This is a genomic window from Kitasatospora sp. NPDC059673 (assembly GCF_042734215.1).
In the GTDB taxonomy this organism is placed as follows: domain Bacteria; phylum Actinomycetota; class Actinomycetes; order Streptomycetales; family Streptomycetaceae; genus Kitasatospora.
Window position 1 is genome coordinate 239,336 of the sequence record NZ_JBHWEN010000003.1, and the last position, 24,003, is coordinate 263,338.

General features: G+C 72.5%; 21 protein-coding genes and 2 tRNA genes. 15 read left to right on the forward strand and 8 right to left on the reverse strand.

All coding sequences use genetic code 11. The features are described 5' to 3' along the window. Positions 1 to 29 precede the first annotated feature (29 nt). Positions 30 to 1,730 (reverse strand): penicillin-binding transpeptidase domain-containing protein, encoded by a 1,701-nt coding sequence (locus ACFV18_RS05805; RefSeq protein WP_380479666.1) that lies wholly within the window; start codon positions 1,728 to 1,730, stop codon positions 30 to 32. 129 nt (positions 1,731 to 1,859) lie between these two features. Beyond that, on the reverse strand, positions 1,860 to 3,647 hold the full coding sequence (locus tag ACFV18_RS05810; RefSeq protein WP_380479878.1) for a dolichyl-phosphate-mannose--protein mannosyltransferase: 1,788 nt from the start codon (positions 3,645 to 3,647) through the stop codon (positions 1,860 to 1,862). 138 nt (positions 3,648 to 3,785) lie between these two features. Between ACFV18_RS05810 and rsmI the strand changes: the two genes are divergently transcribed. The 6 genes from rsmI (at position 3,786) to ACFV18_RS05840 (ending at position 8,717) form a co-directional block, all read left to right on the forward strand. Further along, entirely contained in the window at positions 3,786 to 4,631 is an 846-nt protein-coding gene (gene rsmI, locus ACFV18_RS05815) for a 16S rRNA (cytidine(1402)-2'-O)-methyltransferase (protein WP_380479668.1), read from the forward strand. Positions 4,632 to 4,817: 186 nt separating this feature from the next. After that, on the forward strand, positions 4,818 to 5,240 hold the full coding sequence (locus tag ACFV18_RS05820; protein WP_380479670.1) for a hypothetical protein: 423 nt from the start codon (positions 4,818 to 4,820) through the stop codon (positions 5,238 to 5,240). A gap of 139 nt (positions 5,241 to 5,379) precedes the next feature. Further along, positions 5,380 to 6,261 (forward strand): TatD family hydrolase, encoded by an 882-nt coding sequence (locus tag ACFV18_RS05825; RefSeq protein ID WP_380479672.1) that lies wholly within the window; start codon positions 5,380 to 5,382, stop codon positions 6,259 to 6,261. 53 nt (positions 6,262 to 6,314) lie between these two features. Further along, complete coding sequence (locus ACFV18_RS05830) at positions 6,315 to 6,890, forward strand: Uma2 family endonuclease (RefSeq protein WP_380479674.1); 576 nt, start codon at positions 6,315 to 6,317, stop codon at positions 6,888 to 6,890. A 16-nt stretch (positions 6,891 to 6,906) separates the two neighbouring features. Next, the gene (gene rsmA / locus ACFV18_RS05835; protein WP_380479676.1) at positions 6,907 to 7,788 is read left to right on the forward strand and encodes a 16S rRNA (adenine(1518)-N(6)/adenine(1519)-N(6))-dimethyltransferase RsmA; all 882 of its coding nucleotides are present in this window, start codon (positions 6,907 to 6,909) and stop codon (positions 7,786 to 7,788) included. Then, positions 7,788 to 8,717: a 4-(cytidine 5'-diphospho)-2-C-methyl-D-erythritol kinase gene (locus ACFV18_RS05840; protein WP_380479677.1), complete on the forward strand. Its 930-nt coding sequence runs from the start codon at positions 7,788 to 7,790 to the stop codon at positions 8,715 to 8,717. The genes rsmA and ACFV18_RS05840 overlap by 1 nt, the downstream gene beginning before the upstream one ends. Here ACFV18_RS05840 and ACFV18_RS05845 read toward each other — a convergent pair. Next, positions 8,698 to 9,282, reverse strand: coding sequence for a Uma2 family endonuclease (locus ACFV18_RS05845; protein ID WP_380479679.1), 585 nt, complete (start codon positions 9,280 to 9,282; stop codon positions 8,698 to 8,700). The genes ACFV18_RS05840 and ACFV18_RS05845 overlap by 20 nt on opposite strands. Positions 9,283 to 9,508: 226 nt before the next feature. Here ACFV18_RS05845 and ACFV18_RS05850 point away from each other — a divergent pair, with 226 nt between their 5' ends. Next, positions 9,509 to 10,495: an aldo/keto reductase gene (locus tag ACFV18_RS05850; protein ID WP_380479681.1), complete on the forward strand. Its 987-nt coding sequence runs from the start codon at positions 9,509 to 9,511 to the stop codon at positions 10,493 to 10,495. Positions 10,496 to 10,735: 240 nt separating this feature from the next. Then, positions 10,736 to 12,550 (forward strand): ABC-F family ATP-binding cassette domain-containing protein, encoded by a 1,815-nt coding sequence (locus ACFV18_RS05855; protein ID WP_380479683.1) that lies wholly within the window; start codon positions 10,736 to 10,738, stop codon positions 12,548 to 12,550. Positions 12,551 to 12,573: 23 nt separating this feature from the next. On the opposite strand, the gene ACFV18_RS05860 is transcribed toward ACFV18_RS05855, so the two are convergent. Beyond that, positions 12,574 to 14,481, reverse strand: coding sequence for an FUSC family protein (locus tag ACFV18_RS05860; RefSeq protein ID WP_380479685.1), 1,908 nt, complete (start codon positions 14,479 to 14,481; stop codon positions 12,574 to 12,576). A 180-nt stretch (positions 14,482 to 14,661) separates the two neighbouring features. Between ACFV18_RS05860 and ACFV18_RS05865 the strand changes: the two genes are divergently transcribed. The 5 genes from ACFV18_RS05865 (at position 14,662) to ACFV18_RS05885 (ending at position 19,431) form a co-directional block, all read left to right on the forward strand. After that, positions 14,662 to 14,734, forward strand: a tRNA-Thr gene (locus ACFV18_RS05865). Positions 14,735 to 14,902: 168 nt separating this feature from the next. Beyond that, on the forward strand, positions 14,903 to 15,562 hold the full coding sequence (locus ACFV18_RS05870; RefSeq protein ID WP_380479687.1) for a LuxR C-terminal-related transcriptional regulator: 660 nt from the start codon (positions 14,903 to 14,905) through the stop codon (positions 15,560 to 15,562). Positions 15,563 to 15,843: 281 nt separating this feature from the next. Then, positions 15,844 to 16,803, forward strand: a complete 960-nt coding sequence (galE, locus tag ACFV18_RS05875) for a UDP-glucose 4-epimerase GalE (protein ID WP_380479689.1) — start codon at positions 15,844 to 15,846, stop codon at positions 16,801 to 16,803. Between the two features lie 142 nt (positions 16,804 to 16,945). Next, positions 16,946 to 17,830, forward strand: coding sequence for a LuxR C-terminal-related transcriptional regulator (locus ACFV18_RS05880; RefSeq protein WP_380479691.1), 885 nt, complete (start codon positions 16,946 to 16,948; stop codon positions 17,828 to 17,830). A gap of 32 nt (positions 17,831 to 17,862) precedes the next feature. Then, a complete protein-coding gene (locus tag ACFV18_RS05885; protein WP_380479692.1) occupies positions 17,863 to 19,431 on the forward strand; it encodes a polysaccharide biosynthesis protein in 1,569 nt (522 codons plus the stop codon). A 187-nt stretch (positions 19,432 to 19,618) separates the two neighbouring features. Here the strand turns inward: ACFV18_RS05885 and ACFV18_RS05890 are convergent, their stop codons facing one another. Beyond that, positions 19,619 to 20,113 (reverse strand): MarR family winged helix-turn-helix transcriptional regulator, encoded by a 495-nt coding sequence (locus tag ACFV18_RS05890; RefSeq protein ID WP_380479693.1) that lies wholly within the window; start codon positions 20,111 to 20,113, stop codon positions 19,619 to 19,621. A 117-nt stretch (positions 20,114 to 20,230) separates the two neighbouring features. Here ACFV18_RS05890 and ACFV18_RS05895 point away from each other — a divergent pair, with 117 nt between their 5' ends. Continuing rightward, positions 20,231 to 21,046 (forward strand): methyltransferase domain-containing protein, encoded by an 816-nt coding sequence (locus ACFV18_RS05895; protein ID WP_380479694.1) that lies wholly within the window; start codon positions 20,231 to 20,233, stop codon positions 21,044 to 21,046. A gap of 4 nt (positions 21,047 to 21,050) precedes the next feature. Here ACFV18_RS05895 and ACFV18_RS05900 read toward each other — a convergent pair whose 3' ends face one another. The 3 genes from ACFV18_RS05900 to ACFV18_RS05910 all read right to left on the reverse strand — a co-directional run bounded on the left by ACFV18_RS05900 (position 21,051) and on the right by ACFV18_RS05910 (position 23,649). After that, positions 21,051 to 21,905, reverse strand: a complete 855-nt coding sequence (locus ACFV18_RS05900) for a DMT family transporter (protein ID WP_380479696.1) — start codon at positions 21,903 to 21,905, stop codon at positions 21,051 to 21,053. Positions 21,906 to 21,961: 56 nt separating this feature from the next. Then, positions 21,962 to 22,564, reverse strand: a complete 603-nt coding sequence (locus ACFV18_RS05905; RefSeq protein ID WP_380479879.1) for a TetR family transcriptional regulator — start codon at positions 22,562 to 22,564, stop codon at positions 21,962 to 21,964. 122 nt (positions 22,565 to 22,686) lie between these two features. After that, positions 22,687 to 23,649: an acyl-CoA desaturase gene (locus ACFV18_RS05910; RefSeq protein WP_380479698.1), complete on the reverse strand. Its 963-nt coding sequence runs from the start codon at positions 23,647 to 23,649 to the stop codon at positions 22,687 to 22,689. 240 nt (positions 23,650 to 23,889) lie between these two features. On the opposite strand from ACFV18_RS05910, the gene ACFV18_RS05915 reads away from it, so the two are divergent. Then, a tRNA-Gln gene (locus ACFV18_RS05915) sits at positions 23,890 to 23,960 on the forward strand. The last annotated feature ends 43 nt before the right edge of the window (positions 23,961 to 24,003 follow it).

Genomic DNA, 24,003 nt, shown 5'->3' on the forward strand with positions numbered 1-24,003 from the left:
GGGCCCCTTCGCGTCGCGTGGGTGAGGCGTCAGCCGCGGTTGCCCACCGCCAGCACCTTGGACGCGGCCGGTCCGGCCGCCGCCGAGCCGTGCCCGGCGCCCTGGAACTCGGCGGCGACCGCCAGGTTGCCGGAGTAGGCGGTGAACCAGGAGTTCGCGTCGGAGGTGTTGTCGACCTCGGCGGTGCCGGTCTTCGCCCCGGAACCGCTCGGCAGGGCCGGCTTCACGGCCGCGGCGGTACCGGACTTCACCGTCTGCACCATCAGCGACTGCAGGCTGGAGAGCACCTGCGGGGAGAGCGTGCGGGATGCCTTCACCTGCTCCATGCCGGGAACCAGGATCGGCTGCCGGAACACCCCGGACTGCACGGTCGCGGCGATCGACGCCATCCCCAGCGGGTTGGCGCGCACCCGGCCCTGGCCGATGAACTCGCTGGCCGCGCCCGCCATGTTGGTCTCCGTCGGGATGTCGGTGTCGAAGTTCGACAGGCCGGTCTTCCAGACCAGTCCGATCCCGAACACGTCCTTGGCGAGCGAGGGCAGGCTGTTCGCCTTGAGGGTGTCCTTGCCCTTCTCGATGAACGAGGTGTTGCAGGAGTTGATGAACGCGTCGGTGAGCGTGTACTCCGGGTGCGCGCCCTTGAAGTCGTTGCCGATGGACTTGCCGGTGACCATGGTGGTCTCCGGGCAGGGCATCGAGGTGCTGGGCGTGACACCGGCCTCCAGCAGCGCGGCGGCGGTCAGCACCTTCAGGGTGGAGCCGGGCGCGGTCGCCCCGGAGAACGCCCGGTTCTGACCGTTCGTGGGGGAGAACGCGTAGGCCAGGATGCCGCCGCTGCTGGGCTCGATCGCCACCAGCGAGCCCGGCTTGCCCTGGGCGGAGACCGCGGATTCGGCGGCCGCCTGGAGGTCAGCGTCCAGGGTCAGCTTCAGGTTGGGGACGGGCTTGGGCTCCTTCAGCGTGAAGAGCTTCTCCGCGGCGCCGTTGCCGGACGCCGGAGAGACCACCACGGCGGTGCCGGCGTCCTCGGGGTTGCCGCCCTGCGGGGCGGCGGCCTTCAGCTGGTTGAGCAGGCCGGTGAGCGAGGCGTAGCCGGCCAGCGGCTTGCCCTTGCGGTCGGTGACGGCGGCGGGCGCGGCGAACACCGGCTTGATGCCGATGGTCTCGTTGGCGTCCAGCTTCGGGTGGATCACGGTGGGCGCCCAGTGCACGGCGGCGGTGCCGTCGCTCATCTTCACCACTCCGAGCACGCCGTCGTAGTTCCACGGGGTGCCGGTGTCGGCGAACTCCAGCGAGACCTTGAAGCTCTCCAGCACCCCGGTCGGCCCGGGCTCCGCCGTCGAGGACGCCGACGCCGACGCGGATGCCGAGGCCGCGGCGGACTTGGAGGCGGACGGGCTGGGCGCGGTGGTGGGGCCGCCGACGGTGAGGTGGACGGCGCTGGGCTTCACGTTGTCCTTGAAGGCCTGCAGCGCTGCCTGCGCCTTGTCCGGGTCGTCGGTGAGCTTGGCGGCGCCGAACAGGTCGCCCTTGGCCCAGGCGTCCAGGAACGCCTTGGCACCGGACGCGGCGAGCTCGGGGCTGGGAGGTTCGGCGACCACGGTGCGGGCCTTCTTGGCGGTGTCCTTGCCGTCCGAGTCGCCGGAGACCAGGGCGTACGCCCCGTAGCCACCGGCGAGCAGCAGCACCGTGGCGGCCGAGGCGATGCCGATCTTCGCGCCGTTGTTCACGTGGAGCCCCCCGGGATGTGTCATGGCCGTCGGAATTCAGCGGCCACGCCACCTTAGGCAGACACCATCCGTGCACTCACGACACGCCGCTGGTTTGTGACAGATCCGGTACACGCCTTCCGGTGTGGCTCAGATCCAGGTGCTGAGCCACATCCGGTTGTTCCAGTCCGACATCGGGATCGTCTGGCCGGTGTAGATCGGATAGAAGTACAGGAAGTTCCACATGATCGCCGTGATCAGCAACCCCGCACCGGTGGCCCCCGCCAGCCGGCGGTCCGGCGAGGCGTTCACGGGGCCCAGCATCGCGCCGATCATCATCGTCACCGCCAGCACCAGGAACGGCACGAAGCACACCGCGTAGAACAGGAAGATCGTGCGCTCCTGGTACATGAACCAGGGCAGGTAGCCGGCCGCCACGCCGCTCAGCAGCGCGGCCGCCCGCCAGTCGCGGCGCCACAGCCAGCGGTACAGGCAGTACAGCAGCGCGGCGATGCCCGCCCACCACAGCAGCGGCGTGCCGATCGCCAGCACCTCGCGGGCGCAGTCGGAGGTGGTGCAGCCGGCCTGGCCGTTCTTCGGGGACTCGTAGAAGAACGACACCGGGCGGCCCAGCACCAGCCAGCTCCACGGGTTGGACTGATAGGTGTGCGGGCTGTGCAGGTTGGTGTGGAACTCCCACATTGTGTAGTGGTAGTGCCACAGGCTGCGGAGCCAGTCCGGGCCGAAGCCGCCCGGGTTCTGCACCGCCCAGTCGCGGAAGTAGCCGCCCTTGCCGGGCTCCGTCGAGGACATGATCCAGCCGGTCCAGGTGACCACGTAGGTGGCCAGCGCGGTGAGGCCGATGGTCAGGCCCGACCAGACGAAGTCCCAGCCGTACCGCAGCAGCCGTCCGCCCTCGCCGATCGGCCGGCCGGCCGCCTTGCGAATGCCGCCCGCCAGCCGGCGCGCCGAGGAGTCCCAGAACGCGGTGAGCAGCACGAACGCGAGGATCGCCGGGCCGCCGCTCCACTTGGTGCCCATCATCAGGCCGAGGCAGACGCCCGCCGCCAGGCGGTAGGGCCGCAGGCCGAGGTGCCACCACTCGCCGCCGAGGCCCTGTTCGAGGCGGGCGGCGACCAGGGCGCGGCTCTTGTCCCGGTCGATCAGCAGCAGGCCGAACGCGGCCAGGAACCAGAACATCACGATCAGGTCGAGGATCGCGGAGCGGCTGAGCACGAAGTGCAGGCCGTCGACCGACATCAGCAGCCCGGCCACGCAGCCCAGCAGGGTGGAGCGGAACAGCCGCCGCCCGATCCGGGCCAGCATCAGCACCGACAGGGTGCCGAGCACGGCCATCATGAACCGCCAGCCGAACGGGTTCATGCCGTAGATCTGCTCGCCCAGACCGATGATCCACTTTCCGACCGGCGGGTGCACGATGTACGCCGGGTCGGTGCGGAACGGGACGGTCGGGTTCGGGCCGGTGATCAGGCTGTTGGCGTCCTCGGACCAGTTGGTCTCGTAGCCGACCTGCCAGAGCGAGTACGCGTCCTTGGCGTAGTACGTCTCGTCGAAGATCAGCGCGTGCGGCCCGCCGAGGTTGACGAAGCGCAGCACGCCGGCGAAGACGGCCACCGCGATCGGGCCGAGCCAGCCCGACCAGCGGCACAGCCACGCCCAGAGCGCGTCCGGCAGCCGCAGGCCGAGCCGGGTGAGCAGCGGGGACGGCGGGACGAGCTCGGGGGTGACGCCCGGGCCGTCCGGCATCGGCGGCACCAGTTGTTCGTCCACCGGTGTGCGCCGCGGCGCGCGGTAGCCCACGCCGGACAGCGCCCGGGCCCACCGGGAGGCCGGTTCGGGTTCGGGGCGCGGCCCCGGAACGGCGGCCGGATCGGCCGATTCCAGCACGGTCACGCCGCCCCATTCGGGGTGGTCCATACCACTGTCCATGTCGCCGCTCACGGGCCACATCGTAGGGGCAAAGGCTGAAGTCACAAGGGGTCCCCGTGCGGCCCGCGCCGCACCGCACCGCGTCCGTCCCGGTGAGGACCCCCTCCGGTAGGGGAGGATGGTGCCGTGACTGGTGTTCTCGTACTGGCAGGTACCCCCATCGGCGACGTCGAGGACGCGCCGCCCCGACTGCGCGCCGAACTCGCCGAGGCGAACGTGATCGCGGCCGAGGACACCCGGCGGCTGCGCCGGCTGACCCAGGCGCTCGGCGTGACGCCGACCGGCCGGGTGGTGTCCTATTTCGAGGGCAACGAGGTCGCCCGCACCCCCGAACTGGTCGGCGCTCTCCAGGAAGGCGCCCGGGTCCTGCTGGTCACCGACGCCGGCATGCCTTCGGTCTCCGACCCCGGCTACCGGCTGGTGGACGCGGCCGTCGCCGCCGGGATCAAGGTGACCGCGGTGCCCGGCCCGTCCGCCGTGCTCACCGCGCTGGCGCTGTCCGCGCTGCCGGTGGACCGGTTCACCTTCGAGGGCTTCCTGCCCCGCAAGGCCGGCGACCGCTCCCGGCAGCTCGCCCAGATCGCCGCCGAGCCGCGCACCATGGTGTTCTTCGAGGCCCCGCACCGGATCGCCGAGACCCTCGCCGCGATGGCCGAGACGTTCGGCGCCGAGCGGCCCGCCGCGGTCTGCCGCGAACTCACCAAGACCTACGAGGAGGTCAAGCGCGGCCCGCTCGCCGAACTCGCCGCCTGGGCCGCCGAGGGCGTCAAGGGCGAGATCACCGTGGTGGTGGCCGGCGCCCCGCCCGCCGCCCCCGAGGAGGTCGGCCCCGCCGAACTGGCCCGCCGGGTCGCCGTCCGCGAGGAGGCCGGCGAGCGCCGCAAGGAGGCGATCGCCGCGGTCGCCACCGAACTCGGCCTGCGCAAGTCCGTCGTCTTCGACGCCGTGGTGGCCGCCAAGCACTCCGGCTGACCGGCTGGTGCCCATGGCCGGATTCGCGCGTACGTTGGAATGAGCACCCCAGCGGAGGGCCAATTCGGAACCAAGACTTGGCAAGCCGGGCATCGGACGGACCCTCCCGGGCATTCCCTGGGATGGAAAGACCCGCGCCGGGCCCGCCAGGTCGGGCGACGGGCTCCGAGCGAAGCGAGGTGGCGCATGAGCGACACGATCGACAGCCCCCTGGACGGCGGAGCACCCAGCGGCCTCGGGCTGACCACCCGGCCGCGCATCCCCGTGGAGACGGTCCGCGAGGCCTACTCCTTCGTCTGCCTCAACTGCGGCTACGGCTGGGAGCAGGCGTACGACATCGAGCACCACACCGGCCGCGACGGGCACACCGTGGTCGAGTACAAGGCGAACGGCGTCAAGGTGCCGTCCCCGCTGCGTGAACTGGTCTGCCCCGGCTGCGGCGGCGAACGGGTCCGGATCATGCGGGCCGGCCGAGTGGCCGGACTGTCCGCCATGGCCGCCGCCCCCGGCTACGCCCCCACCGCCGAACCCGAGGGCCCGCAGCAGCCCCGCAAGCCGCGGGTCCTGCACTGGTGGAACCGGCTCTTCCGGCGTCACCGCACCGCCTGACCCTCCTCCCACGGCCCCGGACCGCCCCCGCGGCCCGGGGCCGCGGCATCAGTCGGTGACTAGGATTCGTCGGGGGCCACCGCCGTGCCGCTCGACCCCTTGACGGATTCCGCCGCCCGGAAGAGAAGACCGCCTCCTGATGGCCACCAAGAAGAACGACGACCGCAGCACCCCGCCGCCGCTCCCCGAGCCGCTCGCCGTCCCCGTCGCCGACTCGCACACCCACCTCGACATGCAGTCCGGCACCCCAGCCGAGGGTCTGGCCCGCGCCGCGTCCGTCGGCGTCACCACCGTCGTGCAGGTCGGCTGCGACGTGGCCGGCTCGCAGTGGGCCGCGGATCTCGCCGCCGAGTACGAGCAGGTGCACGCCGCCGTCGCGCTGCACCCCAACGAGGCCCCCCGGATCTTCCTCGGCGACCCCGACGGCTGGTCCGGCCAGCAGCGCAAGGCCGGCGGCCAGGCCGCCCTGGACGAGGCCCTCGCCGAGATCGACCGCCTCGCCGCGCTCCCGCACGTGCTCGCCGTCGGCGAGACCGGCCTCGACTACTTCCGCACCGGCCCCGAGGGCGTCGACCTGCAGAAGGAGTCCTTCCGCCGCCACATCGAGATCGCCAAGCGCCACGGCAAGGCACTCGTCATCCACGACCGCGACGCCCACGAGGACGTCATCGCCGTCCTGCTCGAAGAAGGCGCCCCCGAGCGGACGGTCTTCCACTGCTACTCCGGCGACGCCACCATGGCCAAGACCTGCGCCGAACACGGCTGGTACCTGTCCTTCGCCGGCCCCGTCACCTACAAGGCCAACCACCCCCTGCGCGAGGCCCTCACCGCCACCCCCCTCGACCGCATCCTGATCGAGACCGACGCCCCCTTCCTCACCCCCCACCCGTACCGCGGCCGCCCCAACGCCCCCTACCTGATCCCGGTCACGCTGCGCGCGATGGCGGCCCATCTGGCTTTGGCGGAGGACGAGTTGGCGACGGCGATCGCGGCCAACACGGCACGGGCGTTCGGTTACTGACCGCATTCTGATGCGCCCGCGCTCGTTAGCATGGAGGCAGTGAGGAGGCCGTGATGAGCGCCGAACCGATTGACTGGGTGTATCCGCCGGCGAACGGCTGGACGTTTGATCAGGCCAATGAGCTCGATCTGCCGTTCAAGTGGGAACTGGTGGATGGGGCGATCGTGGTCCGAGGACAAGCAGTGTGGTGGCACAACCGGGTGCTGAACCGTCTGCTCCATCAACTGCTCACAGTGATCAGTGAGCCCTTCGACGCGATCGTGGAGCAGGCCGTCCTGCTTGACGAGCACAACGTCGTCCTGCCCGACGTCATGGTGTTCGACGAGACAGGCCTGGAGATCTCGGAGCTGGCGTGCATCCCGGTGCACTCGGTGGTTCTGGCGGTCGAGGTGGTCTCTCCCGGTTCGAAGGCGGCCGACCGGTTCACCAAGCCCGGTCTGTACGCCGAGGCCGGCGTTTCGTCCTACTGGCGCATCGAACGGGGCGTGGACGACATCCCTGTGGTCCACGAGTTCCGGCTCGACCAGGAGCAGGGCGTCTACCTCCCGGTCGCTGTGCACGAAGGACTGCTGCGCACCGACCTGCCGTTCCCCGTCGAGATCGATCTCAAGCGGCTCGTCCTACGTTGAGCCGTATCCTTGGCGGGTGAGCACCACCGAACCCACCTCTGACGGCCACCTGCTGGGGGCTGCCGACATTCGTGCGCTGGCCGAGGCGTTCGGCGTGAAGCCGACCAAGCAGCGCGGGCAGAACTTCGTGATCGACGGGAACACCGTGCGGCGGATCGTGCGGGCGGCGGAGGTGACGGAGCAGGACGCGGTGGTCGAGGTCGGGCCGGGGCTCGGGTCGTTGACGCTGGCGCTGCTGGAGGTGGCGCGGCATGTGACGGCGGTGGAGATCGACCCGCTGCTGGCGCGGCACCTGCCGGACACCGTCAAGGGCCGGATGCCGGGCAAGGCCGACAACTTCGACCTGGTGCTGAGCGACGCGATGGACGTCACCGAGCTGCCCGGCCCCGAGCCGACCGCGCTGGTGGCGAACCTGCCGTACAACGTGGCCGTGCCGGTGCTGCTGCACATGCTGGAGACCTTCCCCAGCATCGAGCGCACGCTGGTGATGGTGCAGAGCGAGGTCGCCGACCGGCTCGCCGCCAAGCCCGGCAACAAGGTGTACGGCGTGCCGTCCGTGAAGGCCAACTGGTACGCGGACGTGAAGCGGGCCGGCGCGATCGGGCGGAACGTGTTCTGGCCCGCGCCGAACGTCGACTCCGGCCTGGTCTCGCTGATCCGCCGCGACCCGCCGTCCACCACCGCCTCCCGCCGCGAGGTGTTCGCCGTGGTGGACGCCGCGTTCGCACAGCGCCGCAAGACCCTGCGGGCCGCGCTGGCCGGGTGGGCCGGCTCGCCCGCCGCCGCCGAGGAGGCGCTGCGGGGAGCGGGCATCGACCACACGCTGCGCGGCGAGATGCTGACGGTGGAGCAGTTCGCGGCGATCGCCGAGCACAAGCCGAAGACTCCGGAGCAGTGATGGTCACCGTCCGCGTACCCGCCAAGGTCAACGTCCAGCTCGGCGTCGGCGGCGTCCGGCCCGACGGCTACCACGACCTGGCCAACGTGTTCTTCGCGGTCGCCCTCGGCGACGAGGTCACCGCCACCCCCGGCGACGGCGTCACCCTGAGCTGCACCGGCCCCGGCGCGGACGCCGTCCCGCTGGACGGCACCAACCTGGCCGCCCGCGCCGCGCGCCTGCTCGCCGCGCACCACGGCCTCGCCGACCCCGGCGTCCACCTGCACATCGCCAAGGCCATTCCGGTGGCCGGCGGCATGGCCGGTGGCAGCGCCGACGGTGCGGCCGCGCTGGTCGCCTGCGACGCGCTGTGGGGCCTGGACACCCCGCTGGAGACCTTGCTGGAGCTCGCCGCCGAGCTGGGCTCCGACGTCCCGTTCGCGCTGCTCGGCGGCGTCGCCCTGGGCCGCGGCCGCGGCGAGATCCTGGAGGCGCTGCCGGTCTCCGGCACCTTCCACTGGGTGTTCGCGGTCGCCGACGGCGGACTCTCCACCCCGGCGGTGTTCCGCGAGTGCGACCGGATCCGCGAGGAGTCCGGCACCGGCGCCGGCATCGAGGACGTCCCCACCCCCGACGCCGACCCCGCGCTGCTCGCCGCCCTCGCCGACGGCGACCCCGTCGCGCTGGCCGCCGCCCTCAGCAACGACCTGCAGGCCGCCGCGATCTCGCTGCGCCCCTCGCTCGCCGACACCCTGCACGCCGGCACCGAGGCCGGCGCCCTGGCCGCCCTGGTCTCCGGCTCCGGCCCCACCTGCGCCTTCCTCGCCAAGGACGCCGACGCCGCCGCCCACATCGCCACCGCCCTGCGCGCCTCCGGCACCTGCCGCACCGCCCACGCCACCCACGGGCCGGTGCCGGGTGCGCAGGTGGTCAGCGCACCCAGGCCTTGAACGGCTCGGTGTCCAGCCTGATCCCGACCGGATCGGGCAGTATCGCGGCCTTGCCGAAGGGCCGCCGCACCAGGCTCACGTACTGGCCGTCCTCGGGCTCGCTGTGGACCAGGACCTCGCAGCCGTCCCGGTCGATGAGGAGATAGACCGGGATGCCGGTCTCCGCGTAGGCCCGCGGCTTCTGGTCCCGGTCACGGCGGTCGGTGTCGGTGTCGGTGTCGTACGAGGTCACCTCGACCACCATGACGACCTGGTCGGCGTCGGCCCACTCGCCCTGGCCGGCGAAGCTGCCCTCCGGGGCGAGCACGCCGTCCGGCCTGGCATTGCCCTTGCGGTAGGTCTCCACCCGCAGTCCGCGCTCGGGGTAGAGCCACAGATCGGGGCGCTGCTGCATGCACTGCTTCATCACCCAGCGGATGATCTCGTCGTGGTCGCCGTCGGGCACTGCCTTGACCCCGATCCGCCCGTGGATGAATTCCATCCGCACATCCTCGCGTTCAGCTGCCAGGGCGATGCGTTCGAATTCCTCGACCAACATCTGCGGCCGGTCCTCCACTGCCGTCATCGCACACCTCCCGCTCTCCGGCTCGATGTTGTGCTCTTCGCACGGTACCGCGCAGCGGGAGCGGGCCGGGCGACCACCGGCGCGTGCTGAGCCTCGTGCGCCCGCTACGGCCCGGTGCCGGGCGCGCAGGTGGTTCGGGCGTCTGCTTGACCTGGAGCGCGCTCCGGGTTCGAGACTCGTCGTCGCGGCCCGCACCGGGCGGGCTGCGGAGACGAGGGGAACCCGGATGCGCAAGCGCACCATCGGATCCGACCCGCACACCCGTCGTGAGGTCAGTGTGCTCAGCCTCGGCGCGATGCTGTTCGGCACGCTCACCGACGAGGCCACCTCCTTCGCCCTGCTGGACCGGTACGTCGAGGCGGGCGGCACGTTCATCGACACCTCGAACAACTACGCGTACTGGCAGGACGGCAGCCAGGGCGGCATCAGCGAAGAGGTGCTGGGCCGGTGGCGGGCCAGCCGCGGCATCACCGACGAGGTGGTGATCGCGACCAAGCTCGGAGCCCGTCCGAAGGCCCCCGGCACCGGGTTCGTCGAGAACGGCGAGGGGCTGTCCGCCGAGGTGATCCGGGCGTCCGCCGAGGCCAGTAGGAAGCGTCTCGGGGTGGAGAAGCTCGACCTGCTGTACGCGCACGTCGAGGACACCCGGGTGCCGCTCGCCGAGACCGTGCACGCCTTCGGGGAGCTGGTGAACGAGGGGACGGTCGGGCTGCTCGGCGTCTCCAACCACTGGTCCTGGCGGGTCGAGCGGGCCCGCAACCTCGCTGCGCGGGCCGGGCTGCCCGGGTACGAGGTGCTCCAGTACGGCCACACCTACCTGCGCCGGCGCGGCGACTGGCCCGGCCTGCTCAGCCAGGACGGCGACCAGGCCGCCGTCCAGGGCGACCTGATCAGTTACCTCAAGGAGAGCCCCGAACTCACCCTGGTCGCGTACTCCCCGCTGCTCGGCGGCGGCTACGTCCGCGAGGACAAGCCGCTCGGCCCGTCCTTCGACCACGCGGGAACGCCGGCCCGCCTCGCGGCGCTCGACGCGGTGGCCCGCGAGAGCGGGGCGACCCGCAACCAGGTGGTGCTGGCCTGGCTGCTGGGCGGCGAGCTGCCGGTGATTCCGCTGGTGGGGGCGTCCTCGGTGGCGCAGCTGGAGGAGAGCCTGGGGGCGCTGGACCTGGAACTGACGGGCGAGCAGCGGGACTTGCTGGACGGGGCCAGGTAGTTGAGGGGTGTGGGGAACTGCGCGACAAGCGCAAGGCCCCCACCGCAAAGTCGCGATCAAGTGCAAGTCATTGGCCCGCGTCGCGATCTTGCGGTTGGGGCCTTCCGCTTCGCGCAGTTCCCCGCGCCCCTGTTTCGCGCCCACCTGCGTTCGCAGCTCCCCCCGCGCCCCCGATTTCGCTCCCGCTGCGCACTAGGCTGGGGTTCGTTCCACCCCCCTTCCTCACAGGAGTGCAGCTTCGTGGCCGTCAACCTCGCCACCATCGAGTCCGTCACCAAGGTGTACGGCACCAGGGCCCTGCTGGACGGGGTGAGTCTTGGCGTCAGTGAGGGCGACCGGATCGGGGTGGTGGGCCGGAACGGGGACGGCAAGACGACGCTGATCCGGATGCTGGCGAAGCTGGAGGAGCCGGACGGCGGGCGGATCACCCACTCGGGCGGTCTGCAGATGGCGGTGCTGACGCAGCACGACTCGCTGGACCCGAAGGCGACGATCCGGCACGAGGTGATCGCGGACCGGGCCGACCACGAGTGGCTGGGCGATGCCCGGATCCGGGACATCATCCAGGGGCTGTTCGGTGGGCTGGACCTGCCGGGGTTCGCGAACGGCCTGGACACCGTGATCGGGCCGCTGTCGGGTGGTGAGCGCAGGCGCATCGCGCTGGCGAAGCTGCTGCTCGGCGAGCCGGACCTGATCGTGCTGGACGAGCCGACCAACCACCTGGACGTCGAGGGCATCGCCTGGCTGGCGAAGCACTTGCAGAACCGCCGTTCCGCGCTGGTCTGCGTCACCCACGACCGGTGGTTCCTGGACCAGGTCTGCACCCGGATGTGGGACGTTCAGCGCGGTGAGGTCCGCGAGTACGAGGGCGGCTACTCGGATTATGTGTTCGCCCGTGCCGAGCGCTCCCGGATCGAGGCGACGGAGGAGCAGAAGCGGCAGAACCTGGCCCGCAAGGAGCTGGCGTGGCTGCGTCGCGGCGCCCCGGCCCGGACGTCCAAGCCGCGCTACCGGATCGAGGCGGCGAACGCGCTGATCGCGGACGTGCCGGAACCCCGCGACAAGTCCGAGCTGATGAAGTTCGCCAACGCGCGCCTGGGCCGGACGGTCTTCGATCTGGAGGACGTGACCGTCAAGGCGGGCGAGAAGCTGCTGCTGGAGCGGCTGACCTGGCAGCTCGGCCCGGGCGACCGGATCGGTCTGCTGGGTGTGAACGGCGCCGGCAAGACCTCGCTGCTGCGGGCGATGCAGGCCGCGTACGCGACCGACGGGGACGTGCAGCCGGCCGGTGGCGTGATCAAGGTCGGCAAGACCGTCCGCCTGGCGTACCTCTCGCAGGAGGTGGCCGAGCTGGACCCGGAGACCCGGGTGCTGCAGGCGGTCGAGCAGGTCCGTGGCCGGGTGGATCTCGGCAAGGGCCGGGAGATGAGCGCCGGGCAGCTGTGCGAGCAGTTCGGTTTCGGCAAGGACAAGCAGTGGACGCCGGTCGGCGACCTGTCCGGTGGTGAGCGCCGCCGGCTCCAGCTGCTGCGGCTGCTGATGGACGAGCCGAACGTGCTGTTCCTGGACGAGCCGACCAACGACCTGGACATCGAGACCCTCAACCAGCTGGAGGACCTGCTCGACGGCTGGCCCGGCTCGATGATCGTGATCAGCCACGACCGGTTCTTCATCGAGCGGACCACCGACACCTCGTACGCGCTGCTCGGCGACCGCCGGATGCGGATGCTGCCGAACGGCGTGGACGAGTACCTGGAGCGCCGCACCGCGATGGCGGAGGCCGCCGCCGCGGCCGCGGCCGCGCAGGTCCCGGCCGTCGGCGCGGAGAGCTCCGGCCTGTCGGCGGGCGACCTGCGGGCGGCGAAGAAGGAGATGCAGAAGCTGGAGCGGCAGATCGCCAAGCTGGACCAGCAGGAGTCCAAGCTGCACGCCCAACTGGCCGAGCACGCCGCCGACTTCTCCAAGGTCGCCGAGCTGGACGCGCAGCTGCGCAAGGTCCGCGAGGAGAAGGAGGAGCTGGAGATGGGCTGGCTGGAGCTGGCCGAGCAGGTCTGATCCGCCGAAGCTCGTGCGGGCCGTCAGCCGACCAGCAGCTGGTCCAGTTCGTCCGCGGCGCGGGCCAGCGCGCTGCGCGTCGGGTCGTGCGGCCCGGTCGGGCGGGCGGCGCGGCCGGACGGCGGGTGGTGGGCGCGGGCGGCGTCGGTGAGGCGGTCGAGCGAGTGCAGCACCCGCTCGATCACCTCCGGCTCGGGTTCCCGTCCGCCGTACCGGAGTTGGGCGGCGTACGCGGCGACCGCGCCGGACAGCCGCTCCAGCGCGGCGGTGGCGGGCAGCCACTGTTCGGCGAGGCGTCCGGCGGGCGGGGGTTCGGCCAGGCCCAGGTCGACCTGCCGACGGGCGTCGGCCAGGGCCCGGTAGACGGTGCGGCGCAGCCACACCTCGGCGACGGGCTCGCCCCGGGCCACGGCGGCCAGGTATTCGCGGACGGTGGCGGCGGCCGTGACGATGCCGGGCTCGATCCGGTGCGGGGTGCGTTCGGGCCACAACAGGTAGCCGAAGACCAGCACGATCGCGCTGGCGAGCGTGGTGTCCAGCACCCGCGGCCAGAACTCGGCGGCGCCGCTCTCCCCGCCGAGCTGCACCAGGATCAGCGCCACCGGCGTCATCACGGCGGTGTTCAGCCCGTAGTGCGCGGCCGTCGAGTACGGCAGCAGCGCCACGCACAGCGACACCGCGACGCCCAGCGCCCACTCGTCGGTGGTCAGCGCCAGCAACGCCGCCGTCGCCGCGATGCCGAGCACGGTGCCCAGCACCCGGCTGACGGCCCGCTGGAACACCGAGCCCAGATCCGGCTTCAGGACGAACGCCACCGTCAGCGGCACCCAGTAACTGCGGCTCAGCGTCAGCGCGTTGACGGCCGCCTCGGCGACCGCCACGCACAGCGCGACCCGCAGGCCGTACCGCACCGAGCCGCGCGAGAGCAGGCGGGCGCGCAGCCGCCACGGGTCGGGCGGCGGCGGGGCAGCGGTGTCCAGCGGGGCCCAGCGGCCCGCGACGGTGTCGGCAGCGGCCCGCAGCGCGGTGTCGAACGCCGTCCTGGACGGGGTGTCCGGCAGCCAGTCGGGGTACGCGGGCTCGGGGCCGCCGGTGATCTGCCGGGCCAGCGCCGCCGGGAACCGGGCCAGCTCCGGCGGCACCGGCCGCCACGCCCAGAGCAGCCCGGCGGCGGCCTCGGTGGCGCCCAGCGCGGCCTCGTACGAGCGGCGCAGCCGGCGCAGCCGCTCCGACTCCTGGCGGCCCGGGCGGGACGGTGGCAGCAGGTCCTGCATCTGGTTGAGGCGCCCGGTCAGCACCCGGCGGGCCGCCGCCCCGTCCGGGGTGCCGAGCGCGGCCAGCAGGCCGCCGAGCGCCCGGTAGACGTCCGCCAGCGCGACGGTGCGCGGGTCGGTCCGTACGTCGGTGCGGTAGCGCACGCCCAGTAGCAGCACCAGCGCCGCGCCGCACGGCATCATCGCGGGCGCCGCCCACCACGGGTGCGGCAGCGCCATGCCGCCGCCGAGGGAGGCCGACACCAGCAGCAGCATCCCGGCCGCCGAGCCGCGCGGGCCGGTCGCGGACAGGGCGCCGCCGGCGAAGCCGATCAGGGTCAGGGCGAGGCCGACCGGCAGCCCGCTCGCGCCGTGGTGCTGGAGCGCCGCGCCGATCAGCATGCCGGTGGTGGAGGCGGTCAGCGCCAGCGCGATCCGCGGGGCGCGCAGCCGCAGCGGCTCCACCCGGTCGTTCATGGTGGCGTGCATCGCGCCCAGCCCCGCGAAGACCCCGAGATCCAGCCGGCCGAACAGCAGGCCCGCCAGCAGCGGCACCGCCATCCCGAGCGCCGCCCGCACCATCGGCCGCCACGGCACCGGCGGCCGGGCCGGCCGCAACGCCAGCGCCCACCAGGCGGAACGGTCGGGGGAAGGACGACTGCGGCCGGGGGCTGACACAGGATCACGCGCTTTCGCCGAACGGGAGTTCGCGGCTGCTGGGCGACATTGCACGGCAGATCGGGTCTTCTCGGGCAGTTTAGCCCGCCCACCTGGTCGAAGCGGATTTCCCAACCGGTCCGCCGACCATGTAATGTCTTCCTCGTCGCAAGGGGAACCGCGAGGAACCCGGAGCAACAAGCCCCTATAGCTCAGTCGGTAGAGCGTCTCCATGGTAAGGAGAAGGTCTGCGGTTCGATTCCGCATGGGGGCTCAGCAGACAAAGGCCCCGCCGTTCGGCGGGGCCTTTGGCGTTTGCGCGTTTCCGCGCTCCCTCAAGTCTTCGCCAAACCACGGGCCCTGCCCGGTACGTCCCCTGGCGGCCCGCGCACGAATGCGCTGTGATGGTGCGTCTGTCTTGCCGAACCGGGGAGGGGGCGGCATGAGCGTGCGGCTCGTGGTGGCGGACGATCACCGACTGATGGCCGAAGCCCTGGGCACCGCCCTGCAACAGCGCGGCCACCGGGTGCTCGGGGTGGGCTCGCCGTGCGGTGCGGTGCTGGACCTGGTCGTCGGGCGGCGCCCCGAGGTCTGCTTATTGGGCACGGCCGCCGGCCCCGACGACCCGTTCGACGCGCTGCGCCGGCTGCGCCGCGACCGTCCGGAGATCGCCGTGGTGGTGCTGGGGCCGCTGAGCGCGCCCGGCCGGGTCGCCGCCGCGTTCGCCGCCGGTGCGGCGGGCTATGTGCGCAGCGACGAGCGGATCGACGTGGTGGACCGGGCGATCGCCCGGGTGCGGGCGGGGGAGGCGGCCGTCGCCGTCGAGGTGCTGCGCGCCGCGTTCGAGCACCTGCTGTGGCCGGTCGTCGAACCCGACGACGAGGCGGTGCGGCTGCTGCGCCTGCTGACCCGCCGCGAGGTGCAGGTGCTGGCCAGGATCGCCGACGGCGAGGACACCGCGGCGATCGCCGCCGCGATGCGGATCGCCCCGTCCACGGCGCGCACGCACGTCCAGCGGGTGCTGACCAAGCTCGGCGCCCGCTCCCGGCTGGAGGCCGCCGCGCTGGCCGCCCGCACCGGGATGCTGGATCAACTGACTTGAAACCCAAGGGTGTTCAGCGCGGCGCGCGAAGGCGGAGGGCGGGACGCCGGCGGTGCGGGTGAACTCGCGGGTCGGGTGCGCGTGGTCGCGGTGGCCGAGCTCGGCGGCGAGCCGGGACCAGTCCGGGGCACCGGAGCCGGTCGGCTACGCCGGTGACGACGCGTTCGAGGCGCTGCTGGGGGCTCAGCGGGCGCGACCCCCACTGGGCGGTCGGACCGGCCGTTTGGTCAAGTGCCATATGCTCCGAGCGAGGAACACCGAGTGTTGCGGAGGTCGAGGGCATGAGCAAGTACCTGGTCACGGGCGGAGCCGGCTACGTGGGCAGCGTGGTGGGGGCGCACCTGCTGGAGGCGGGGCACCGGGTGACGGTGCTGGACGACCTGTCGACCGGTTTCGCGGAGGCCGTGCCGGACGGTGCGGAGTTCGTCCGCGGCCGGATCCAGGACGCCGCCGAGGTGCTCGACCCGTCCTTCGACGGGGTGCTGCACTTCGCCGCGTCCTCGCAGGTCGGCGAGTCGGTGGCGGACCCGGAGAAGTACTGGCGCAACAACGTGGCCGGCTCGCTGGAGCTGGTGTCGGCGATGCGCAAGGCCGGCGTCGGCAAGCTGGTGTTCTCCTCCACCGCGGCGGTGTACGGCGAGCCGGAGGAGGTGCCGATCAAGGAGACCGCGCGCACCTCGCCGACCAACGCCTACGGCGCCACCAAGCTCGCCGTGGACCACCTGATCACCTCCGAGGCGATCGCCCACGGCCTCGCCGCCGTCAGCCTGCGGTACTTCAACGTGGCCGGGGCGTACGGCCGTTACGGCGAGCGGCACGAGCCGGAGTCGCACCTGATCCCGCTGGTGTTCCAGGCCGCGCTCGGGCAGCGCCCGCACATCGCGGTGTTCGGCGAGGACTACCCGACCCCGGACGGCACCTGCATCCGCGACTACATCCACATCGCCGACCTGGCCGAGGCGCACCTGCTGGCGCTGGACGCCGCCAAGTCCGGCGAGCACCTGATCTGCAACCTCGGCAACGGCACCGGCTTCTCGGTGCGCGAGGTGATCGAGTCGGTCAAGCGGGTCACCGGCCGGGAGATCCCGGTGCAGTTCGCCGACCGCCGTCCGGGCGACCCGGCGGTGCTGGTGGCCGCCGCGGACCGGGCCCGGGAGGCCCTCGGCTGGACGCCGAAGCACTCCGAACTCGACCGGATCGTCGCCGACGCCTGGGAGTTCACCCTGGCCCACCGCGCCTGACCAGCCCCGCTCCCGGCCCGACTCCGACCCCCGAAGTCCCTGCGTACCGGAACTTCACCAAATCCCCACGCCGTACGGGTGGCCGCCCGTACGCTGATTCAGGCACCGGTGGGGGTCGGGCCAGGAGCAGGGGGGCAGGACGATGGGGCGGATTCGCGTCCTGGTGGTCGACGGCCACCGCATTTTCGCCGAGGCACTCGCCACGGCACTCGCCGCCGAGCCCGACGTGGACGTCGGGGCGGCCGGCAGTGCCGCCGCGGCCGAACGCGCGCTGGAACGGGCAGCGGTCGAACGCCGCCCGTACGACGTGTTGCTGGTCGACGCCGACCTCGGCGCCGTCGCGCCACCACCGCAGCGCGGCTCCGTGCCGCAGCCCCGCCACCTCCCGGGAGCGCCCCAACACCGGCCCGTTGCCGGGCAGTTGACGCGCCCACCGGCCGCCGCGCGGCCGCCCGCCGACGGGGCGCGGCCGCCGGGCGACGGGATCGCCCTGGTCGGCCGGGCCTGCCGGGCCCACCCGGCGCTGCGGGCCGTGATGCTGGCCGTCACCGACGACCCGCAGCGGGCCGTCCGCGCCCTGCAGGCCGGGGCCAACGGCTGGGTGGCGCGAGAAAGCTCGCTGGGCGCGCTGATGGCGGTGATCCGCGGCGTGCTGCGCGAGGAGACCCACCTGCCGCCCGCCCTGCTGACCGGGGTGGTCCGCGAACTCACCTCCGCCCGGCGGGACCGCTCCGAGAGCGAACGCCTGGTCGCCGCGCTCACCCCCCGCGAGGAGGAGGTGCTGCGCTGCATGGTGGCGGGCCTGGGCAGACAGGCGGTGGCCGAGCGGCTGTTCCTGTCCCCGCACACCGTCCGCACCCACATGCAGAACGTCCTGGGCAAGCTGGGGGTGCACTCCACGCTCGCGGCGGTCGCCGTCGCCCGCCGCGCCGGGATCGCCCCCTCCGAGCCGCCCTCGCCGCCCGCCGCGCCAGCCCCCGTCCCACCGCCGACCGTCGCCTCGACCGCAGGCCCCGGCGCGGGCTGAACGAGCCCCGCCTTCCGAGCAGGTTCCACTCCGTGATCAGCGAGACCGGAGGTCAGATGTTGCCGCACCGCGCTTCCGCACGCCCGCACGCAGCCCGCACCCGCACCCGCAGTCCCGAGCAGCGCTTCGGCGCGGCCGGCCTGCGCACCCTGGTCGTCGGGGCCGGCGCGGCCGGCACGGCACTGGTCCGCGACCTGGACCGGACCCCGGAGTTCGGCCTCACCCCCGTCGGGGTACTGGACGACGACCCCGCCAAGGCCGGCCGGCACGTCTGCGGCCGCCCCGTCCTCGGCCCGCTCGCCGACCTCACCCGCCACGCCCTCGCCCATCGCGCCCAGGTGGTCGTCCTCGCCATCCCCGGCCTGCCGCACCAGCGCGTCCGCGAACTCGCCACCGCCGCGGCCGCGGCCGGCGCGGCCGTCCGCTACCTGCCGTCCTTCCTGTCCGCGCTGCGCCGCGCCGTGGTCGGCTCCGACCTGCGCACCCTGGACGTCAACCGGCTGATCGGCCGCCACGAGGTGCACGTGGTCTCGCCCGACGTGCGCACCGTCATCGAGGGCCGCCGGGTCCTGGTGACCGGCGCGGGCGGCTCCATCGGCAGCGAACTCTGCCGCCAGGTCCAGGCGTTCGGCCCGGCCGCGCTCTACATGCTCGACCACGACGAATCCAACCTGCACCGGCTCCAGCTCGACATCTGGGGCGAGGCGCTGCTCACCGACGAATCCCTGGTGATCGCCGACATCCGGGACCGCCCGCGGATCCAGCAGATCTTCCGCGACCTGCGCCCCGAGGTGGTCTTCCACGCCGCCGCGCACAAACACCTGCCGCTGCTGGAGCGCCACCCCAGCGAGGCCGTCAAGTCCAATGTGCTCGGCACCGACCACCTGGTCGAGGCCGCGCTCGCCACCGGCGTCGAACGTTTCGTCCTGATCTCCACCGACAAGGCCGCCGACCCGACGTCCGTCCTCGGCGCGAGCAAGCGCCTCGCCGAGCTGATCGTCCAGGCCAACGCGCGGGACGCCCGCAACCTCGGCACCGGCGTGTTCGCCGCCGTCCGCTTCGGCAACGTGCTCGGCTCGCGGGGCTCGCTGCTGTCCGTCCTGGAGGAACAACTGCGCAGCGGCGGGCCCGTGACGGTCACCCACCCCGACGTCACCCGGTTCTTCATGACCATCGAGGAGGCCGTCGGCCTGGTGCTGGAAGCCGGACGGATGGCCGAAGGCGGCGAGGTCTTCGTGCTCGACATGGGCGAGCCGGTGCGGATTGTGGATCTGGTCCACAACTTCGCGGAACAGGTCCAGCTGGACGCGGACGAGGTCGAGATCCGCTACACCGGGCTGCGGGCGGGGGAGAAGCTCAACGAGGCACTGTTCTCGGACACCGAGGAGCGGCTTCCCACCGCGCACCCGCGGATCTTCGCGACGGCGGCGAATGCGACTGGCGTCGAGGATCTGGCCGGGGGTCTCACGGCGTTGTACGGGGCCGCGACGGGCAACGAGGACCCTGTGGTCCGCGACTGCCTGGCGGCGCTGCTCCCCGGCTACAAGAGTGCCCCGGACAAGCCTCCGGCGCTTTCGGCCCTGTACCCGGACGGGTTTTAGTTTTTGGGGGCTCGGGGAACGGCGAGGCCGGGACTGCGGATGGTCGAACCCTGCGATGCGGTCGTGCTGCTTCGGGTGTCTTGAGGTACCGGGAGACCAAAAACGTATGCACGCTCAGCGCCCTGTTGATCAACCGCAGACTCGGCCCCGCCGTTCCCCGGGCCCCTGCGGGGCCTCCTGAGGAGCCCTAACCTGCGCGGTCGAAGGGGATGACCAACTGGCGCAGCAGGGAGGCGAGTTCGGCGCGCTGGGTGGGTGCCAGCCGGGCCAGGATCTCGCGTTCGTGGGTGAGGAGGCCGGCCAGGGCCTGGTCGGCCTTGTCGCGGCCGGCGTCGGTGAGGCGGACCAGGACGCCGCGGCGGTCGTCGGGGTCGGGGAGGCGGACGACCAGGCCCTTGGTGGTGAGGCGGTCGATCCGGTTGGTCATGGTGCCGGAGGTGACCAGGGTCTGGGTGAGGAGCTGGCCGGGGGAGAGCTGGTAGGGGTCGCCGGCCCGGCGCAGCGCGGTGAGGACGTCGAATTCCCAGGGTTCGAGGCCGTGCTCGGCGAAGGCGGTGCGGCGGGCGCGGTCCAGGTGGCGGGCGAGTCGGCTCACCCGACTGAGGACCTCAAGGGGTTCCACGTCGAGGTCGGGGCGCTCTCGGCGCCATGCTGCGACCAGGCGGTCGACCTCGTCCTCCATGAGGATCAGTGTATCGGCGGATGTGTCGATGTGAAGTCTCTTGACATCAAGAGATAACAAAGGAACGCTCGGCGCTCGAAAGATATCTTGACGTCGAGATACTTCTGGAGGTTCGCCGTGCCCGCCGACTGGGACGCCCACCAGTACCTGCGCTACGCGGAGGAACGCATCCGGCCGCTGGGCGAACTGCTCGCCCGGGTCCCCGAACTCCCGCCCCGCCCCACCGTGCTGGACCTCGGCTGCGGCCCCGGCAACTCCACCGCCGTGCTGCGCCGCCGCTGGCCCGGGGCCCGCCTGCTCGGCCTGGACACCTCGCCCGCCCTGCTGGAGGCCGCCCGCACCACCGGCGAGCCCAGTGCCGAGTACCGGCTGCAGGACGTCACCGCGTACGACCCGGCGCCCGAGCGGCCCGACCTGATCGCGTCCAACGCCGCCCTGCACTGGATGGACACCCCGACCGCCGACCACCTCACCCTGCTGCCCCGCTGGGCGGCCGCGCTGCGCCCTGGCGGGGTGATCGCCTTCCAGCTGCCCGGCAACTTCGCCGCCCCCAGCCACACCCTGCTCGCCGAGCTGCGCGGCAGCGCCCGCTGGCGCGAGCGGCTGGGCACCGTCCGCCCGGACGCGTCCTGCCACGCCCCGGCGCGCTACCTGGAGGCGCTGCTGGCCGCGGGCTGCACGGCCGACGTCTGGGAAACCACGTACCTGACGGTGCTCCAGGGGCCGGACCCGGTGCTGGAGTGGGTCAAGGGCACCACGCTGCGCCCGGTGCTGGAGCGGCTGCCCGACCCGGCCGAGCGGCAGGAGTTCCTGGCGGAGTACGGGTCGCTGCTGCGCGAGGCCTACCCGGCGACCGACCACGGCACGGTGTTCCCGTTCCGCCGGGTGTTCGCGGTGGCCGTGAAGAACCAGTCGGCCGCGCAGGTGAATTGACTGATCATCGCTTCGCGCTGGGCAGCGCCGGGTGGCGGCCCAGCACCACCACGCCGACCACGATCGCGGCCATCCCGGCGCTCTGCCAGGCCAGCGCGGCGGGAGTGATCCGGACCCGGTCGCCGAGGAAGCCGACCGCGCAGGCGATGCCGGCCAGCGGCTGGGCGGCGGTGAGCGCGGGCAGGGACATCCGCAGCGGTGCGGCCTCGAACGCGGACTGCACCAGCAGCAGGCCGACCACGCCGATGCAGACCACGCTGTACGGCTGCCAGGAGGCGAACGCGGCGGTGACGCCGTGCCGGTCGATCAGGTCGAAGGTGGCCCGGGTGAGCGCGTCCTGGAGGCCGTAGAGCAGGCCGGCGGCCAGTGCGAGCAGGGTGGCCTCCTCGAACAGCGGGAGGTGGCGGGCCACCGAGACCAGCAGCACGGCGAGGCCGGAGACGGTGCCGATGACCAGCCACTGCCGCAGCGGCCCGACGCCGGGGCCGCCGCCCTGGGGCTGGCCGGCGGCGATGAACGCAGTGACGCCGAGTGCGATCAGCGCCACGCCGATCCACCCGGAGCGGCCCAGCCGGGTGCCGGTGATCCGGCGGGCCAGCAGCATCGCCCAGACCAGGTTGGTGGCCAGCAGCGGCTCGACCAGGGTGACCTCGCCCTGGCTGAGCGCCAGCGCGGACAGCACCTGGCCGGCGATCATGAAGCCGATGCCGAGCAGCCAGTCGGGCATCCTCATCAGGTCGAGCAGCAGCCGCCAGCGCAGCAGGTCGCCGCTGGGGGCGCGCTGGGCGGCGTGCTGCTGCAGGACGAAGCCGAGTCCGAGGCAGCAGGCCGCGCCGAGGGCCAGCAGGAAGACCGCCAACGGGTTCTCCTGTCGTGCGGGTCGGCCCGGTGGCCCCGGTGGCGGGGCCGGGCCGGTCAGTTCTTGCGGTCCCCTACCAGCTTGGGGTGCCGTTCCAGGCCCTCCAGGCCGTGCCAGGCCAGGTTGACCAGGTGGGCGGCGACCTCCGCCTTGGCGGGCTTGCGCACTTCCAGCCACCACTGGCCGGTCAGCGCCACCATGCCGACCAGCATCTGCGAGTACATCGGTGCCAGCCTGGCGTCGAAACCCCGGGACTTGAACTCCAGGCCGAGGATGTCCTCGACCTGGGTGGCGATGTCGCTGATCAGCGAGGCGAACGAGCCGGTGGACTGGGCCACCGGCGAGTCCCGGACCAGGATCTTGAAGCCGTCGGTGGAGGTGTCGATGTAGTCCATCAACGCGAACGCGGCCTGTTCGAGCAGCTCCCGGGAGTGTCCGCCGGTGAGCGCGCCGGTGACCATGTCCAGCAGGAGCTGCATCTCGCGGTCGACGACCACCGCGTACAGGCCCTCCTTGCCGCCGAAGTGCTCGTAGACGACCGGCTTGGAGACCCCGGCGCGTTCGGCGATCTCCTCCACCGAGGTGCCGTCGTAGCCGCGCTCGGCGAAGACCGTCCGGCCGATCTCCAGCAGCTGCTCGCGGCGCTGCTTGCCGGTCATCCGCACCCGGCCGCCTGTCTTCGCGGCGGCGCCGCGGGCCCCGCCGCGCCGCGAAGGCTGCTGATGGCCGGCGCTGTCTCCGTTGGTCCCGTTCACCCCTCCATCATGCTGCAGGCGCTGCCTCATGCGGCGCGGCGGGCGGCGATCCGCTCCGCACCCGGCCAGCGGACGTCGGCGGCCCAGCCCGCCTTCTCGAACCAGCGGATGACCCGCGCCGAGGAGTCGACCTGGCCGCGGAGCACGCCGTGCCGGGCCGAGGTCGGGTCGGCGTGGTGCAGGTTGTGCCAGGACTCGCCGCAGGACAGCACGGCCAGCCACCACACGTTGCCGGACTTGTCGCGGGACCTGAAGGGGCGTGAACCGACCGCGTGGCAGATCGAGTTGATCGACCAGGTGACGTGGTGCAGCAGTGCGACCCGGACCAGCGAGCCCCAGAAGAAGGCGGACAGCGCGCCCTGCCAGCTCCAGGTGGCCAGGCCGCCGATCACCGCGGGCAGCGCCAGCGAGAGCGTCGTCCACAGCCAGAACAGCCGGGAGATGCGCCGCATGGCCGGGTCGCGGACCAGGTCGGGCGCGTACTTGAGCTGCGGGGTCTGCTCCTCGTCGAACATCCAGCCCATGTGCGCCCACCACAGGCCCTTCAGCAGGGCGGGCACGCTCTCGCCGTAGCGCCACGGGGAGTGCGGGTCGCCCTCCTTGTCGGAGAAGCGGTGGTGTCTGCGGTGGTCGGCGACCCAGCGCACCAGCGGGCCCTCGACGGCGAACGAGCCGAGCACGGCGAGGCCGATGCGCAGCGGCCGCTTGGCCTTGAACGCGCTGTGGGTGAAGTAGCGGTGGTAGCCGACGGTGATGCCGTGGCAGGTGAGGAAGTACATGGCGACGGCGATGCCGGCGTCCAGCCAGGACAGCCCCCAGCCCCAGGCGACCGGGACGGCGGCCAGCAGGGCCAGGAACGGCACGGCGATGAACAGGGCGAGGGTGGCTCGTTCCAGGGGGCCCTGTTTCTCGCCGCCCCTGGTGGCGGACATGCGGGGGAGAAGGTCCTCGGCGGCGCTCGGCGGCGCCTGCCCGGCCTGGATGGTCATGGCGCGTCCCGGGGAGGAGGGTGGTGCCAGCGGATACCTACGTTTCCGTAACCTACGGCATCGTAGGTATCGGACGGCGGTAAGCGGAAGGCTCGCGCGCGGGCGTGTCGCGGTGTTCGTCGGCGGGATTCGTGCCGGACGCCGGTCCGTGGCGGGTGCGTCGTTCGTGTGCTTGGCGGAAGGTGGTGGAGCTACGGGCCGTCAACCCGTAGGCTGTGCGGGGCGCGGTAACCGCGCTTTTCCGCCGTGGTGTAATGGCAGCACAGGGCCCTTTGGAGGCCTTTGTCTGGGTTCGAATCCTAGCGGCGGAGCCCTTTGCGACTGTTTCGGTCGTTTTCCGTCCGTCTCGTCTCG